The organism is Paenibacillus sp. FSL L8-0708 (assembly GCF_038009325.1).
Taxonomy (GTDB): Bacteria; Bacillota; Bacilli; order Paenibacillales; family Paenibacillaceae; genus Paenibacillus_AQ; species Paenibacillus_AQ odorifer.
Genome location: NZ_JBBPBC010000001.1, coordinates 5,267,345 through 5,284,185, shown reverse-complemented (window position 1 = coordinate 5,284,185; position 16,841 = coordinate 5,267,345). Strand labels below are relative to the sequence as shown.

Below are 16,841 nucleotides of genomic sequence, written 5' to 3'. Positions count from 1 at the left end.
AAAAGCACCCAGCATGATAAATGCCGGGTGCTTTTATGCTTTTTTTTGAAAATTTTATGGCTGATTCTTAAGTGTACCGGCGTTATCTGAGGTGCTTAGGTTATACCGTAGCCATTCGCCTTCCTTTTCACTTGAGACATTCCAGCCGAGCTGTTCCGCAACAAAGGCTAGCGGGACTAAAACTTTTCCTCCTGCCAGTAGAGGCGCAGCATCAATGGTGAGAGCTTTCCCGTTCACGAGTGCTTTGATACTGCCCACAGTCATAGTAACGGTGTTCTCGGCGGAAGTAAGCGATACAGTTTTAGTGGCCGCATCCCACGTTATGGATGCACCCAGGGCTGTCCCGATATCTTTGGCGGGCAGACATAATTCTTTATTTCCTTGCACTAAACGGATGTTAAGTGCTAGTGGTAATCCATTTACTTGTACACTGCTGCGATAAACTTTTCCGTTATTATCCATAACGGCGCTTTCCGCCTGTGATTCCAGCGAGCTATTAAGCGCCTTTATGTTGCTGGAAGTTACCCGATATTTGGAATTGTCCTGTCCGATAGCTTCTGCTATCCACGTGTTAACCTCACCATTATGATGGCTTAAATCCTTATAGAGGTCTAGATTGAATGTCCAATCCGCTTCGGCTTGGAAATCGTATAGCTTCACATTTGGTAACTGTTCAAATTGCTCGAATATCCATTGCCGCATGACAAGCTGATTGTTAAAGCGAACGGGATTACTGGCAGACCAAGCGACCTGACGCATAACGCTGTAGGGCGGGTAGTAGAAATAAAACTGGACATCGGGATATTCCTCCAGCAGAGGACGGATATACGTATTAAAATAGCCCTTTACTTGCTCAATGCTTTCCTCGTTAGTACCGTAATCCAGCTCCTTGTCACAAGCCATTAGGTAAGATTCTGCAACGTATTGCTTGCCAAACACTACTTTGTTATTCCAGTTGTATAAATATTCCAAATCCTGTTTAGCTTCACCACTCTGGTTATTTTTGATGCTGCTTAAAAATTGTTTATATACAGATGAATTGAACCAGTATTTGTAGTCGCTCCACAGTTTACCGTCATACAGATAGTCAGGGAAATCTTCCTCATCTTCGGCTGTGGCGAGTTTCAAAGAGAAATAATCCAAACCCCAGAGGACTTGTTTTACTTTGCCTGTCTCCAATGCGAGTTTGGCAATTTTATAATGCTCATCGACCGTGGATCCTTCCATAGATAACTTTAAGGTTGTCCCACCTAAGCTGGCATCTACTTGAGAGGGAAGAAAGTTCTCTGTCATAGACGTGCCGATGATAATATTGTCGTAGTCGTAATTTTTAGCTAAACCTGGATTCTGATAACGTTCTTCTTCTGACAAGAGTGGGGTATACCACGATGGACGGTGATAGAATTGTAATGGGTCGATAAAAGCAGTAATCAGCGCCGTTAGAAGCGCTAACAAGCTGAAACAAAGCAGGAAATAACCTATGAAACGTTTCGATTTAGTATGAATCCCGGGGGATTTACGTGGGTTGTTATTATTTTGAAGCCGTGATGTAAGCATCATCATTCCTCCTTACAGTTCTAGAAGTTAAAGTATAAAAAGGTTGTAATTCGGTTGAAGAATAACAGCGAGAACATAATGATAAATGCCATCACAAATGCTGTTTTCCAGCTATACTGAAAATTACGTTTGTTCAACAGATGAAGGGGATTCCAGAGAATGATCGTCATTAAGATGAGAATCAGGATGATTGCCCATTTAAGCGATTCAATAGATTGCAAAGATACCCCGTTAAGCCCACTCATCCCTTTCAACAAACGAAATGCCTGCGATATATGTTCTGCACGGAAAAATACCCATGTGATGTTCACAAATATGAAAGTCAGCAACCATGATAACCATTTGGGAAGGGAGAAGCCCCAGCGTCCCCAACATTTCTCTACAGCTTGTCCTACTCCATGCAAGAGCCCCCACAGGATGAATAGCCAACCTGCACCGTGCCAGAAACCACCGATCAGAAAAGTAATAATGACATTTCGGATCGAAATCCAGAAGCCTTTCCGGTTGCCGCCAAGTGGAATGTAGATATAATCTCTAAGAAAATGGCTGAGCGTAATATGCCAGCGTCTCCAGAAATCGCGGATGCTTATGGCTCGGTAGGGTTCATTGAAATTTTGCGGCAGATGGATGTTAAACAGCAGTGCTATTCCAATCGCCATATCGGTATAGCCGCTGAAATCATAGTAGATTTGTAAGGTATAGGAAAGGATAGCCACCCATGAATCTACAAAATATGTTGCAGCTGCAAAACCGTTATCAGCATAACCAGCTAGGGTATCCGCTAGGATGACTTTTTTTCCTAATCCGATGCTGAAGAAGAGGGTCCCCTTCCGTATGTTGTTCCAATTCCAAACCTTATTTCGCAGTTTATCGAATTGGGGCATCATATCCTTGTGATGAAGGATGGGACCGGAGATCAGATGCGGGAAAAAAGTCACAAATAGCGTGTAATTCAAAAGATTGTACTCACGCGCTTGGTTCCGGTAAACATCAACAAGGTAGGCGATTTGTGTAAAGGTAAAGAAACTTATGCCTAAAGGCAATATAAGATGGTGCAGAGAAAGGTTGCTTGCGGTTACCTCATTCCAATTTTCTATAAAAAAATCCGTGTATTTGTAATAGCCGAGTAATAGAATATTTGTGCTTAAGCTAAAGATTAGCAGCGGCCGGCGACGCTTAGCTGTTGTGGTATGAATGAAATGGCCCATAACATAGTTAAAAAAGATGGATAACAAGATTAGAGGAACATATTTTATGTTCCAATACCCGTAAAAAACTAAAGAGGCGAGGGTAAGCCATACCTTAGCACAGAGTGTGAGACGAAGACGATTCAGAATAAAATATCCGGCCAGCACGATAGGCAGAAAACCAAACATAAAGGGATACGAATTAAATAGCATAACAACAATCCTCACTTATAGCAGATTTAGTATGAAATCACTATAAGCCAGAGATCTTAAGGCTTTATGTTATGAATTCTTATCATTTTCTTAATGGTTGAGATTGTACAAAAAATCCCCGCAAGCATCATTCGCTCACAGGGAAAGAGGTTTCAAATTCAGTTTGTTTGCGTGTACTTTTGGCTGTAATGGTTCCGCCGTGAAGCTCTGCAATACTCTTGGCTATGGCGAGCCCTAAGCCACTTCCGCCTGTCTCTCGGGAACGGGATTTATCGACACGATAAAAGCGTTTAAATAAGTGGGGGAGGTCGGATGCAGGGATAGGAGTACCGTAATTCGTACACAGAGCAACTATTCTATCGTCTTTTCTAACAACAGAAATGTCTAGAATTTTTCCTTCCTTACCGTATCTTACGGCATTGGTAAATAGGTTCTCATACAATCGCACCAGCTCGTCCGCATCTCCGTTGATAATCAGAGGAGCAGTATCCGTATGAATGCGGTAGCTCATATCTGCTTGTTCCAGTACGGGTGCAAATTCCTCAATCAGCTGTTCGAGCAGCTTGCCGAGATCTACTGGCTCAATATTTAGCGGTAATCCGCTGCTGCTGACGCGAGTGTATTCAAATAAATCGTCGATTAGCTTTTTAAGAGTCAGAGATTTCTCATAGGCAATATTCACATAATAACGCAGTTCAACCTCATTTTTATAACGATCCTTCTCCACATATTCAAGGAATCCGAGAACAGAGGTTAGTGGGGTTCGGAGGTCATGAGACACACCTGTGATTAGGTCGTTTTTGGCTTTTGCAGCGGCTCGTTCTTCCTCTATAGCAGATTTTAGCTTGCCAGCCATAGTGTTCATATTTTCTGCGAGCTTTCCGAGTTCATCCGTACCTGTTACCGGCACCGTGAAAGATAAATTGCCATCCGCAATGGCCTGAACTCCGCTCGTAATGTTATGAAGATTCTTAGTTGTATTTCTGGACAGTTTTAGGATGAAAAAAATAAATAAAGGAATCCCTATAAGAATCACAACTGGCGTCGATCCAATGGTATTGATCACCCAGAGAATGAGTCTGACTCCCCAAAAGGAGCGTGAAGGATTTAACCACAGCAATAGTGAAGTGCCATAATAGCCGCCCATTAAGATTAAAGCGGTGAGTGCTAGGCTCGTTAAGCTGAAGCCAACTATTTTCCAGGATAGGGTATCGAATCGTTTAAAGTTCAACTAGAAGGACCTCCCTTTTCCAGTTTGTAGCCAACGCCCCATACCGTTTTTAAGTATTGTGGTTTACGCGGATTTTCTTCTATTTTTTCTCTGATTTTACGAATATGCACCATGAGTGTATTGTTGCTTTCCAGGAATTGTTCTTTCCATACTTTGGCGTAGATCTGCTCCATGCTTAGAACTTGTCCCTTATTACGGGCGAGCAGCTCTAGAATCGCAAATTCTCGCGGGGTAAGCTTAACTGGGTGATCATCCACACTTAGTTCATGCGTAACCGAATTAATAACCAGGCCATCAATGATGATTTCATCCTGTTTGGCGTTTAGATCTGCCATGTAATTTCGAGTTCTGCGCAGCTGGGATTTAACACGGGCAACTAACTCCAGCGGACTAAAAGGTTTCGTAACATAATCATCTGCACCTACGCTAAGTCCGGTGATTTTATCAAGTTCCTGCCCTTTAGCAGATAACATGATGATCGGAAATTTTTGCGTTTCTCGAATTTTAATACAAGCCTCAATGCCGTCCATATTAGGCATCATGATATCAAGAACCATGAGGTCTATAGTCTCTCTATTGATAATTTCGAGTGCTTCCAGCCCGTCTTTGGCAGTTAACAGCCGGTAACCCTCGTTCTGCAGATAGATCTGCATTAGTTTAATAATCTCGGCTTCGTCGTCCACCAATAGCAGCGTTGCGTTGTGCATTTCTCAGCGTCCTTTCTTGCTTGTAAAGCGCAATTCTTGCTATAAGAAGTATACAACATTTTCTTGTTTGGAAGCCTCATTTGAAGACCAGTGAAGGCAAAGGAACTGTATAGCAGCTAATAAATTAGTGGAATAAAAGACCAAATCCCCCACAGCATTATGCCAAGTTGTTTTTTCTTTTAGCTTGCTCTGATCCCTGTGCCTCAATCCATGTAATACATTCTCAGCCCTGCCTCTATCATGTAAGAAGAAAAATTCTTAAACCTTATTTTACAGAAAACTTCTTAACAGCGGTGGCAGGTAAAAGTAAAGGGAAACTTAATAGTTTCTTAACAAGTCTTAAGAATTAGGAAGCTACTATGCTATAATAATTTCAAATTATATATGTTGGGGGTTATTTGGAATATGTGGAAAGAATTTAAAGATTTTGCCTTGAAAGGGAATGTTCTTGATTTAGCGGTTGCTGTAGTAATCGGAGCTGCATTCGGGAAGATTGTGACATCATTGGTATCTGATATTATTACTCCAATTGCAGGCTTGCTAACGGGTGGTATAGATTTGAAGGATCGGGCTCTAAGTGTCATGGTTATGCAGAATAAACTAATTATCCCTTATGGGCAATTTTTACAATCTGTAGTTGATTTCTTTATTATTTCATTCTCTATCTTTATGGTGATTAAGCTGGCTAATAAATTCCAACGCAAAGAAGCCGTTAAAGTTGAAGTGGTGGAGACTCCAGCACCTGCAGAGGATATCGTGCTGCTTACAGAAATTCGTGATCTTTTGAAACAACAAGAACGTGGTTTGTAATCATGAAAAATAACCAAGAAGCGCCAGGAGCCATTGTCCTGGCGCTTCTTGGTTTCCTTTTATAAACTCAGTACAATCTAAAATCTAGTTACAAATTTTAAGTAAATATAATAAACGCACTTGCATTTCGCTGGTGTAAGTGATAATTTTGTTAGTAAGGAAAACTTGAACCTCAATTAAATAAAGGATCAATCCTTCAGGGCAGGGTGTAATTCCCTACCGGCGGTGATGCTGTTGTAGAAATAACGTATTCAGTTTATCTACAGTGCTCAGTCCGCTACCCGGCTCGCGTTGTTGACGCGAACGGTGGACCTGGTGAAATTCCGGGACCGACAGTATAGTCTGGATGGAAGAAGGAGAGGTTGACCGCTTGTCTGCAATGGACTGGCGGATCGCAGTGTTTTCATATAATCATGTGCGATATTTCACAATACCCGTCGATTGACGGCTATTTAAGCACACTTTTATTTGGACTGCCGATGAACTCTCGCATAACCCATCTTGAACTCCTCCTGGAGAATGAGATGGGTTTTTCTGTTTTTTAAGCTAAAGAATTGACAGCAGTGGATAGGAGGAAGAGATGGACAACATGAATGATGAGTTTTATATGTCGCTAGCACTGGACATGGCCGAACGTGCCCAAGGACAGACGGGAATTAACCCTGTTGTTGGCTGCGTTGTGGTGAAGAATGGAGCAATGATTGGACTCGGAACTCATTTACAGCGAGGTACGGGGCATGCCGAGGTGCACGCTTTGAATATGGCAGCTGGGCAGGCACAGGGCAGTACGGCATATGTCACACTAGAACCGTGCAGCCATTATGGAAAAACTCCACCTTGCAGCCAAAGGCTGATCGATGAAGGGGTAGCTAGGGTTGTAGTTGCTTGTGAAGACCCGAACCCTCAGGTGGCAGGGCACGGAATTCAAATGCTGCGTGATCAAGGGATAGCGGTCGAAGTCGGTTTGTTGCGTGATCGTGCGCTTCGATTAAATGAGCGATTTATCAAATATATTTTGACAAAACAACCTTTTGTTACGCTGAAGAGTGCAAGTACGCTTGATGGCAATCTAGCTACCAAATCTGGTGACAGTAAATGGATTTCGAATGGGGAAGCGCGGGAGATCGTACATACGCTGCGGCATCGGCATCAGGGCATCATGGTCGGTGTGAATACAGTGATTGCTGATAATCCCTCTCTGACAACAAGAACAGAAGTGCCTGGCATTAACCCGACGCGGATCATCATTGATTCCGGGCTACGTATTCCTCTGAATTCGGCAGTTGTATGTGATGGTCTAGCGCCTACACTTATTGTAACAACCGATGCTGCAGATCCTGCTAAAAAGGCTGCACTGCTGGAAGCAGGCGTTCAAATCGTTGTGTGCGGAGCAGGTCCAAGAGTGGATCTGAAGGCGGCCATGATATCTCTTGGCGAAATGGAGATAGGCTCTATTTTACTGGAAGGCGGGGGGACGCTGAATGGCGCGATGCTGGAGAGCGGGCTAGTGGATCGTATTATTCTATTCTTCGCTCCAAAAATTGTCGGCGGTGGCACAGAAGCGAAAGGAACTTTCGTATTTCCGGGTGTAGAGCTGATGAAGGATGCGATCTCACTTGAAGGATTGGAAGTAAAAGTGCTGGGAGATAATGTATGTATCAGCGGCACTCCAGTACGCTAACAAAAGCTATGCAAGAAGTGAATTTGAGGAAGTAATGCTTTTTAGGAGGGATATCATGTTCACCGGATTAATTGAAGAGGTTGGTGTTTTGCGCAGTGTCTCCGCCGGTGGGGAAATGATGGTGCTGAATATTGCCGCTTCGGTCATCATGGATGATCTAAAAATCGGTGACAGTGTGTCCGTCAATGGGGTTTGCCTCACGGCGACAACTTTGGGAGATCATTCCTTTACAGTGGATGTAATGCCGCAGACCTACCGGAATAGCAACCTGAAGGAACTGAAGCCCGGCAGCCGGATGAATCTGGAACGAGCAATGGCAGCCGGCGGGCGTTTTGGAGGGCATATTGTTCAAGGACATGTTGATGGCACTGCCATTATTAAAAGTGTAAAACGTGATCAGAATGCTGTTGTATTCGAGATTGCACCGGATCGTAAATCACTATTTAAATATATTATCCCCAAGGGATCGATCACGATCGACGGCATTAGTTTAACTGTAGTGAAGACTACAGCCACATCGCTTGCAGTGTCCATTATTCCGCATACGTTAGGGGAAACAGTTCTGACGCACAAACGGGCTGGGGATAGTGTAAATATCGAGTGTGATGTACTTGGCAAATATGTAGATCATTTATTGCATTATGGCTCAGCCGCCCAAGATGAAGAAGGCGAGAGCCGCTCCGGGATTAGTCATGATTTTTTGGCGGCGAACGGGTTTGTTTAAATAAAGAGTTTGCTTACGAAGAAGGGAATAATCTTTCGTAAAGCTTTTAGGAGGATAGGATCATGAGCGAGCAATCGAAAAAGGAAAGTGTCTTGGATCCGATTGAAGAAGCAATATATGACTTAATGCGCGGTAAAGTCATCATTGTAGTGGATGATGAAGATCGTGAGAATGAAGGGGATTTTATAGCCCTTGCTGAACGTGCGACACCAGAGGTCATCAATTTTATGATTACTGAGGGACGTGGATTGGTTTGTATGCCTATTACCCAGGAGCGTGCGGCAGAACTTGAACTGCAAGCCATGGTAACCCACAATACCGATAATCACGGTACGGCTTTTACCGTATCTGTTGACCATAAAGATACAACCACTGGGATCTCTGCGGGGGAAAGATCTTTGACCGTTAAAGCCATGATCGATCCAAAAGCGAAACCTGCTGATTTCCGCAGACCGGGGCATATGTTCCCGCTGATTGCGAAAAAAGGTGGCGTTCTGCGCCGCTCCGGACATACGGAGGCTGCTGTTGATCTAGCGCGGATGTGTGGCGCTTATCCAGCCAGTGTCATTTGCGAGATTATCAAGGAAGATGGCTCAATGGCCCGCTTACCTGATCTAATCGAAATTGCCCGCAAGCATGATCTTAAGCTGATCAGTATCAAGGATCTTATTCATTATCGCAACGAAAAAGAACAACTCGTCACACGCGAAGTGTCTGTACGACTTCCTACCGATTTTGGAGATTTCCAGACCATTGCTTATACAAATGAAGTGGATGATAAAGAGCATGTAGCTTTGGTAAAAGGCGATATTTCCGGCGATGAGCCAGTGCTTGTACGTGTACATTCCGAATGCCTGACTGGTGATGTATTCCACTCCCATCGCTGTGATTGCGGCCCGCAATTTGAAGCTGCACTGCGGCAGATCGAAACTGCCGGTAGGGGCGTGTTACTCTATATGCGCCAAGAAGGCAGAGGCATTGGCCTTATCAATAAGCTTCGGGCTTACAAGCTGCAAGAGGAAGGTCTTGACACTGTAGATGCGAATCTAAAGCTTGGTTTTCCAGCAGATTTGCGTGACTATGGAATTGGAGCACAGATTCTGAAGGATCTGGGTGTGCGCCAAATCCGTCTGCTCACGAACAACCCGCGTAAGATCAAAGGGCTGGAGGGTTATGGGTTGGAAGTCTTTGAGCGCGTGCCGATACAAATGCCGGAGAACAAGGACAACACCAATTATCTCCACACGAAGCAAGCGAAGCTTGGACATATGCTGTCTTTTGACGATATTGAACAAAATGAGGATTCGAAAGCTTAACCATACATTATAAAAAACGAAGGGTAGATGATGGATATGCCGAAATATTTAGAAGGACACTTAGTTTCTGAGGGGTTAAAATACGGAGTTGTTGTAGGACGTTTTAATGAATTTATTACCAGCAAACTTTTGTCAGGTGCACTTGATGCCTTTAAACGCCATGGTGTTGGTGATGAAGAAGTGGATGTTGCTTGGGTTCCAGGGGTATTTGAAATTCCGTTGATCGCGCAAAAAATGGCTGAAAGCGGCAAATACGACGCTGTAATCACTTTAGGAACGGTTATCCGTGGTTCCACTACACACTATGATTATGTATGTAATGAAGTTGCCAAAGGAGTAGCCGCTATCAATCTTAAGACCGGCGTGCCGACCATTTTTGGCGTAGTCACTACTGAAAATATTGAACAGGCCATCGAGCGTTCAGGAACCAAAGCAGGCAATAAAGGCTGGGATGCTGCGACTGCTGCGATTGAAATGGCGAATCTTAACAAACTGTTTAAGTAAGTCAGCTATTGACGAATCAGTCGAATTCGTGCTTATTTATAGTATAAGAAGAAAGCATGGATTATAAGAGCCCTTTCTACTTGTGTAGCGTCCAGACGGGCGCTGCACTTTACTTTTTTTGGCGGGAGGATGCTTCGTGACTGTATTGTACAAGCTGGAGACGTTTGAAGGTCCGCTGGATCTGCTCTTGCATTTAATTGATAAGGCGGAAATCGACATCCAGGACATTCCGGTCGCCGAGATCACCGAACAGTATATGGAATACCTGCGTAGCATGCAGGAGCTTGAATTGGATATTACGAGTGAATTTCTCGTGATGGCCGCTACCCTTTTATCTATAAAGAGCAAGCTATTGCTGCCCAAACCACCGGTCATTGAGATCGATGATTTTGAATATTACGAAGAGGATGAATTTGATCCACGAGCTGAACTTGTTCAGCGACTGATTGAGTATCGTAAGTTCAAGAGTATTGCTGTACATTTAATGGATATGGAGAGCGAGCGGAGCTTGATTTTTACGAAGGAGCCTGAGGATTTGGGTCCATTCGTGCCAGAAGAGATTGATCAAACGCTAAAAGGACTACATACCTCAGACTTAATAGCCGCTTTTCGTAAAGCGCTAAGTAAGGCTGCCAGAAGGTCTTCTTACCAGCGGATCACCCGGGATGAAATATCGGTAAAAGATCGTATACGTGATGTATCAGATGCGCTGCAGCGCAGAGGTACAGGCGGTAAGCTGCATTTCTCGGCACTGCTTCACGATGAAATGGCACGGCACGAAATCGTAGTTACTTTTCTTGCGATTCTGGAACTGATGAAAATGAAGGCGATTTTTTGCTACCAAGAGAAATTGTTTGATGACATCGTAATGGAGTGGAGAGGAGGAGAACACTTCAATGGATTACAAAACGCTGAAATCGATTATTGAAGGCCTGCTGTTTCTATCAGGGGATGAAGGAATCTCCGTACGCCAAGTGGCTGAAATTACGGAACAGCGCCCAGAGCTTGCGGCCGGAGCATTAGAGGAACTAAAAGAAGATTATGTAGCACAGGAGCGGGGCTTACAGGTAGTGCAAATTGCCGGGAATTATCGGCTGGCTACATTGCCTGATCATGCCCACTATTTTGAGCGTCTGGCCTATTCACCATCCAGATCAACCTTGTCTCAGGCTGCCTTAGAGACTCTCGCAATCGTGGCTTATCGCCAACCGATTACGCGGGTGGAGATTGAAGAGATCCGGGGTGTGAAGTCGGAACGCGCAATTCATACGCTGAATAACAAGGATTTGATTCATGAGGTTGGTCGTGCGGAAGCGGTAGGCCGGCCAATTTTGTACGGGACGACTAAATCCTTCTTGGAGAGCTTTGGTCTTGCCAGTCTAAAGGATCTGCCGGAACCAACAAACTTTGAGTCCACGGATAATTTGGAAGAAGAGACACAGCTTTTGTTCAATAAGCTGGATACTCAAATGACTTTTGAGGATGTCGAGCTGCCTTAGTTGGTACGAGAACGCTAATAATTGTATTGAAGGGACTGGTCTTAAACCATTTATGTGGTTTGGGACAGTCCCTATTTTTATTTAAGCTCATATTTTTTATGCAAACCCCGAATTTTTTCCAGCTTATATTGCCATACTAAACCAAAGGTTCCCATTATTAAGGTTTCTTGGAGGTAAATACGTGACGTTATGGCTTGCAATTCCCCTTGTTTTGCTTGTACTGGCACTGATCCTGGTCCTGTCTTCATCTATCGATTTCCGCATACGGTGTTATAAACATGGAAAAAATGACCTGCTCGAATTAGATGTTACCTCTCTTTTTGGTCTGATAAAGCTTCACTATGAACTTCCCCAATTGGTCTTTAAGGGATTGGAGCAGGGTGTGTGGGGAAAGTTTAAAGAGACAGGGACGGCGACGACAGGTGTAGATACCGTAAAAGAAGAGATATTTGATAAAGAAAGAGTAATGCACTGGCGCGCCAATGTTAACCAAGCTGTGAAATCTACACGCGGCTTGAAGGAATGGTTAAAAGAGACTGTAGCTCATGTCAAAATATCAAAGCTCGATTGGTCCACCGATTTCTCTCTTGGTGATGCAGCAGACACTGCGACCGCATCGGGAGCGGTTTGGGGCCTGAAATGGAGTATTGTTGGTTTTATTTCGCAATGGGTGAAATTGCAGCAGCATCCTCGAATTTTTGTTAAGCCTGTTTTTGAAGATGAGCTTTGTTTTGCAATGGAGTTTGTCTGTAAGGGGAAAATGTCAGTCGGCTATACTTTGTATGCCTTAATGCGGCTATCTCGGCGTGTCTTGCGTGAAAAAGGCGGGATCGGCCATTGGAGAAATCTGCTGAAACAGATGCGTCAGGAGCCACACGGGAAAGTTTAAAATGAAAGTTACATACAAATGGGCGGATGTGGGGATGATATACGCTGTAGAAGAAAGAGAAATCGTACTCAATTAAAGGAGGAAACAATATGAGCGACCATCCTATTCAAGGCCTAATGCAAACAGCGATGGAAAATATCAAGGGTATGGTAGATGTGAATACCATTGTCGGTGATCCAGTACAAACCCCTGACGGCAGCATTATCCTGCCTATCAGTAAAGTTGCCTTTGGATTTGCTGCTGGTGGTAGTGATTATCGAGTAGAAGATTCTATAAGTGGTTCAAGCTCCCAAGGTGGAGTCAAAATGCTTCCATTTGGTGGAGGTAGCGGGGGAGGCGTCTCCATTCGACCGATCGCTTTTTTAGTGGTAGGTAAGGATGGAGTGAATATTGTCCCTCTGGACAATCAAACGCACCTATTCGAAAAAATCATCGATGCAACACCAGGGCTCATCGACAAAATTCAAACGATGTTCCAAACCGGCAATGCTGCAGCTCAAACGCCGCCAACACCTGCCACACCGGCAGCAGCACCTGTTAAAACCGATCCAAGTACATCTCAATCTTCAACTCATTAGGTACACATAATTCTACAAATAGCCTCGGGGATATCGCCATACACAGGCGGTGTCCCTTTTTTGATGTGTCAGAAAGTATATTTTGATCCCCGCAAATTACCTGAGAATGTATCGAAGCAAAGCCTCACGTTGTGGGGATATTTTGTGTGGAACATCCCAGGAGTGGACATACCCTAAGGCTGGTCCGCATACACTTGTACAACATAAACACTTTTACTTAAGATCCGATAAGAAGCCGGAGGATGAACATGAAGACAATAACCCGTAAATGGCCATTCGCCTTAATATTGTGCCTTTCGCTGCTGCTTCTGGCGCCGCTATCTTCAATTCAGGCCGAGAACAGCTCTATCTCTACACATGCAAGAGCAGCGGCACTGATTGATGTGGAATCTGGGCGTATTTTGTACAGCAGCCGTGGGGATGAGCCTATGCTTATTGCCAGCTTGACCAAAATTATGACCGCCCTCGTCGCCATTGAGAATGGTGATTTAGCCTCTAAAGTCAAAGTGGGAAAAAATGCCTATGCGAAAGAAGGCTCTTCTATTTACTTGCAGCAGGGAGAAGAGATGACGCTGGAAAATATGCTGTATGGCCTGATGCTGCGCTCAGGGAATGATGCAGCAACGGCGATCGCTGAGCATATCGGTGGTTCTGAGGAAGGTTTTGTATACCTTATGAACGCTAAGGCTGAGGAGCTAGGGCTAACCCATACTCATTTTGCTAATCCACATGGTCTTGACGCTGAAGGGCATTATTCAAGTGCTAACGACTTGGCTGTTCTGACCGCTTATGCTCTTCATAATCCTGTATTTAAAGAAATTGTGAAGACGCAGGAGAAAACTGCAGACAATCCAAATGAGAAATGGGATTACAAATGGAGAAACAAAAATAAGATGCTGTATTTATACGAGGGAGCGGACGGTGTAAAGACAGGTTATACCAAAAAAGCACTGCGCTGCCTTGTCAGCTCTGCCACCAGAAACGGCCAGCAGCTTGTCGCAGTTACTATAAATGACGGCGATGACTGGAATGATCATGCTTCCCTGTTAAACTTCGGGTTTAATCACTATCCGCTCAAAACACTGATCGAACGTGGTGATGCCGTGACGGGCTATAACTTTGTAACCTCCAAAACCTTTGCTTATCCACTTGGACAAGGTGAACAAAATAGAGTGATCACGAAACTTGTTTTAAATCAGAAGGAAAGTGCTTCAGCCGAAGCTACACGAGCGAATTTTGGATTGCAAGGGGCTCTTGTGCTGGAGCTGGGCGGAAAAGAAATAGGTCGCGTGCCGGTGTATACTCCTGAGAACCTGCCTCCTGAGCAATCTGCTTATATGAAAAAGTACAGTCCAACACTAGCACAGGCTTATCCGGCAAATAATTGGTTCCAGGCGCTGGGCAGTGCACTGAGGGCTCTATTTGAAATGGGAGCGAGTTCGAAATAAGAAAATGGGCTGATGAATGAAGAAGGAGGCGTATCCATGATTAACGGGATTTGGCTAGGAATGATCATCATCGGTTTTCTGTTCGCCGCCGTTAACGGCAGAATGGATGAGTTTACAGCCGCCGTATTCGACGGAGCCAAGAGTGGGGTAACGGTAAGTTTTGGCTTAATCAGTGTGCTTGTGTTCTGGCTTGGGATTATGAAGATAGCAGAAGATGCAGGTTTGCTTAAAAAGATTGCCAAGGTGCTTGGCCCTGTCGTAGCTTTTTTATTCCCTGATGTGCCGAAAGGGCATCCTGCCATAGGATATATTCTCTCCAATATGAGTGCTAATCTGCTCGGACTAGGCAATGCCGCAACGCCAATGGGCATCAAGGCGATGCAGGAGCTGCAAAAGCTCAACCCTGATAAAGAGACCGCGACACCAGCCATGTGTACTCTTCTAGCGCTTAACACAGCAAGCATTACGCTTATCCCGGCCACACTGATTGCCATCCGGTTAAACTATGGTTCAGCCGATCCCGCAGGCATAGTAGGTACAACACTTGCAGCAACGGCCGTGGCTACACTTGCAGCGATTGCGGCAGACCGGTTTTTCCGAAGGTTGACTTTATTGCGCAAACCGCCGAAGCCCCCTTCAGCAAAGTCCGGGGTTCCTCCTTTGGCGAAGACAACACTCCCTAATTCCTCATTGAAAGGGTGAACGTGATTTGTACCAGTTTATCAGTCTCATATCGGCATGGGCGATTCCGGTCATGATCACGTTCATCCCGCTCTATGCTTTTACGCGCAAAGTGCCAGTCTACGAATCCTTTGTTGAAGGTGCGAAAGATGGGTTTGGCACGGCCATTGCGATTATTCCCCATCTTGTGGGGATGCTGGTTGCGATCAGCGTTTTTCGCGCTTCCGGTGCGCTGGATTTTTTTATGGGCTTCATATCCCCAGCCCTGCGGGGGCTTGGTGTTCCGGCAGAAGTATTGCCGCTTGGTCTTCTGCGGCCGCTTACGGGGACTGGGTCGCTTGCTTACACTACGGATCTAATCCGTGTGCATGGCCCGGATTCTTTAATTGGTATGATTGCTTCCACCATACAGGGGAGCACAGATACTACGCTTTATGTTTTGACCGTTTACTTTGGAGCTGTAGGCGTACGGAATGGCCGTTATGCGCTTAAGGTTGGCCTGTTCTCCGATGTTGTCGGCTTTGTCGCCGCGATCGCTGTGTGTTTGCTATTATTTGGATAGTCACCCCATTGCCCCCCTGAACATATGCTATTGCAGCAATGTGGAGGGGGGCATTCCGCAATGAACTATAAAGGTTTTATTCTGCATCATTCTAGCTGCACATCCATTAACGGTAAAGGTTTTGACTTCTGGGTAGGAGTGGATGGCGCAATTTATGCAGCACCGCTACTGACAGATCCGGAGTATATTCATATTTGTTTGGAAGGTGATTTTGGTAAGAAAGTGGGCGATCCTCCAATATCCGGAAGGCAGGAGCAGCTTTTTGCAACGGCTAAACTCGTTTTAGAATTAGTAGAACGCTACCAAATCTCCCCTTTAATCATCGAACCCCACAATAAATCCTGCCCAGGAGCATTTTTTCCTTGGAATGAACTTGTGATTTATCCCTCTGATGGTTATCATTGATCTGAGGTGACTAGTCGAATATGGAAAGATTACAGAAAATTTTGGCGCAGGCCGGTGTGGCGTCCAGACGCAAGTGTGAAGAAATGATTTTGGCCGGTAAAGTGGAAGTCAACGGGGAACTCGTAACTACGCTTGGCACGAAGGTGGACCCCGCAACAGATATTATTAAAGTTTCCGGTAGACTGATCCGGGGCGAGAACAAAATCTATATTATGTTCAACAAACCTAAGGGAGTAATCACAAGCGCTTCCGATCCAAAGGGTCGTAAGGTTGTAACTGACTACCTAAAAGGAATTACTGAACGGGTTTACCCTGTAGGCCGGCTCGATTACGATACGGAAGGTTTGCTGCTGCTGACGAATGATGGGGACTTTGCTAACTTGCTGACTCATCCGAAGCATCATGTACCTAAGACGTATCATGCTACGGTCAAGGGTATACCGCATGGCACTGCATTGGACAAGCTGAAAGCTGGCATCAAGCTGGAAGATGGCATGACAGCGCCTGCGGAAGTAGAGTACAAGGATATTGATGAGGCAAATAAGGAAGCGGTTATCAGCATCACGATTCACGAGGGACGTAACCGTCAGGTACGACGCATGTTTGATGCGATTTCACACCCCGTACTCCGTCTGAAACGGATTTCATTCGGGGATATTATGCTGCAAAATCTCAAACGTGGCTCTTACCGTCATTTGACCAAGGATGAAATTAACCATCTGCAGCAAATTGCCAAAGCAGGATTGCTTAAAGAAAGAACTCCACGTAAAGAGTCATAAAGACACAGAATATTCACAATTAAACCCCCTAAAGCTGTGACGAAATTCGCTATAATGTTCATAGGATGTT

Annotated in this window: 18 protein-coding genes and 1 riboswitch; of the genes, 14 read left to right on the top strand and 4 right to left on the bottom strand. The window is 44.8% G+C overall.

Annotated elements, in window-relative coordinates; translation table 11 throughout:
• Positions 1-54: 54 nt before the first annotated feature.
• From NYE58_RS25235 to NYE58_RS25220, 4 genes are all read right to left on the bottom strand, one after another.
• Positions 55-1,557, bottom strand: a complete 1,503-nt coding sequence (locus NYE58_RS25235) for a stalk domain-containing protein (protein ID WP_341003298.1) — start codon at positions 1,555-1,557, stop codon at positions 55-57.
• 20 nt (positions 1,558-1,577) lie between these two features.
• Positions 1,578-2,933, bottom strand: coding sequence for an MBOAT family O-acyltransferase (locus NYE58_RS25230; RefSeq protein ID WP_341003297.1), 1,356 nt, complete (start codon positions 2,931-2,933; stop codon positions 1,578-1,580).
• A 151-nt stretch (positions 2,934-3,084) separates the two neighbouring features.
• Positions 3,085-4,188 carry a sensor histidine kinase gene (locus NYE58_RS25225; protein WP_076219854.1) on the bottom strand — a complete coding sequence of 368 codons (1,104 nt, stop codon included), beginning with the start codon at positions 4,186-4,188 and terminating at the stop codon, positions 3,085-3,087.
• A complete protein-coding gene (locus NYE58_RS25220) occupies positions 4,185-4,895 on the bottom strand; it encodes a response regulator transcription factor (protein WP_341003296.1) in 711 nt (236 codons plus the stop codon). Before NYE58_RS25220 ends, NYE58_RS25225 begins: the two co-directional genes overlap by 4 nt.
• A 405-nt stretch (positions 4,896-5,300) precedes the next feature.
• Between NYE58_RS25220 and mscL the strand changes: the two genes are divergently transcribed.
• The 14 genes from mscL (at position 5,301) to NYE58_RS25150 (ending at position 16,771) form a co-directional block, all read left to right on the top strand.
• Positions 5,301-5,705: a large-conductance mechanosensitive channel protein MscL gene (gene mscL / locus NYE58_RS25215; RefSeq protein WP_076219852.1), complete on the top strand. Its 405-nt coding sequence runs from the start codon at positions 5,301-5,303 to the stop codon at positions 5,703-5,705.
• 188 nt (positions 5,706-5,893) lie between these two features.
• A riboswitch (FMN riboswitch) is annotated at positions 5,894-6,067 on the top strand.
• Positions 6,068-6,285: 218 nt separating this feature from the next.
• Positions 6,286-7,386 carry a bifunctional diaminohydroxyphosphoribosylaminopyrimidine deaminase/5-amino-6-(5-phosphoribosylamino)uracil reductase RibD gene (gene ribD / locus NYE58_RS25210; protein ID WP_341003295.1) on the top strand — a complete coding sequence of 367 codons (1,101 nt, stop codon included), beginning with the start codon at positions 6,286-6,288 and terminating at the stop codon, positions 7,384-7,386.
• Between the two features lie 55 nt (positions 7,387-7,441).
• Entirely contained in the window at positions 7,442-8,110 is a 669-nt protein-coding gene (ribE, locus tag NYE58_RS25205; RefSeq protein WP_076127451.1) for a riboflavin synthase, read from the top strand.
• A gap of 62 nt (positions 8,111-8,172) precedes the next feature.
• Positions 8,173-9,426, top strand: a complete 1,254-nt coding sequence (locus NYE58_RS25200) for a bifunctional 3,4-dihydroxy-2-butanone-4-phosphate synthase/GTP cyclohydrolase II (protein WP_341003294.1) — start codon at positions 8,173-8,175, stop codon at positions 9,424-9,426.
• Between the two features lie 36 nt (positions 9,427-9,462).
• Positions 9,463-9,930: a 6,7-dimethyl-8-ribityllumazine synthase gene (gene ribH / locus NYE58_RS25195; protein WP_341004295.1), complete on the top strand. Its 468-nt coding sequence runs from the start codon at positions 9,463-9,465 to the stop codon at positions 9,928-9,930.
• Positions 9,931-10,066: 136 nt separating this feature from the next.
• Positions 10,067-10,858, top strand: coding sequence for a segregation and condensation protein A (locus NYE58_RS25190; RefSeq protein WP_036676147.1), 792 nt, complete (start codon positions 10,067-10,069; stop codon positions 10,856-10,858).
• Positions 10,827-11,429: an SMC-Scp complex subunit ScpB gene (gene scpB, locus NYE58_RS25185; RefSeq protein ID WP_036676149.1), complete on the top strand. Its 603-nt coding sequence runs from the start codon at positions 10,827-10,829 to the stop codon at positions 11,427-11,429. The genes NYE58_RS25190 and scpB overlap by 32 nt, the downstream gene beginning before the upstream one ends.
• Positions 11,430-11,610: 181 nt before the next feature.
• Positions 11,611-12,318 (top strand): DUF2953 domain-containing protein, encoded by a 708-nt coding sequence (locus NYE58_RS25180; protein ID WP_076127459.1) that lies wholly within the window; start codon positions 11,611-11,613, stop codon positions 12,316-12,318.
• Between the two features lie 89 nt (positions 12,319-12,407).
• Entirely contained in the window at positions 12,408-12,896 is a 489-nt protein-coding gene (gene ytfJ / locus NYE58_RS25175; RefSeq protein ID WP_076127461.1) for a GerW family sporulation protein, read from the top strand.
• 242 nt (positions 12,897-13,138) lie between these two features.
• Positions 13,139-14,344, top strand: coding sequence for a D-alanyl-D-alanine carboxypeptidase family protein (locus tag NYE58_RS25170; RefSeq protein ID WP_445671769.1), 1,206 nt, complete (start codon positions 13,139-13,141; stop codon positions 14,342-14,344).
• Positions 14,345-14,380: 36 nt separating this feature from the next.
• On the top strand, positions 14,381-15,046 hold the full coding sequence (locus NYE58_RS25165; protein ID WP_076127464.1) for a nucleoside recognition domain-containing protein: 666 nt from the start codon (positions 14,381-14,383) through the stop codon (positions 15,044-15,046).
• Between the two features lie 7 nt (positions 15,047-15,053).
• Positions 15,054-15,587: a spore maturation protein gene (locus NYE58_RS25160; RefSeq protein WP_036676158.1), complete on the top strand. Its 534-nt coding sequence runs from the start codon at positions 15,054-15,056 to the stop codon at positions 15,585-15,587.
• Positions 15,588-15,647: 60 nt separating this feature from the next.
• Entirely contained in the window at positions 15,648-15,992 is a 345-nt protein-coding gene (locus NYE58_RS25155) for an N-acetylmuramoyl-L-alanine amidase (protein ID WP_339244231.1), read from the top strand.
• A 20-nt stretch (positions 15,993-16,012) separates the two neighbouring features.
• Positions 16,013-16,771, top strand: a complete 759-nt coding sequence (locus tag NYE58_RS25150) for a pseudouridine synthase (RefSeq protein WP_036676166.1) — start codon at positions 16,013-16,015, stop codon at positions 16,769-16,771.
• The last annotated feature ends 70 nt before the right edge of the window (positions 16,772-16,841 follow it).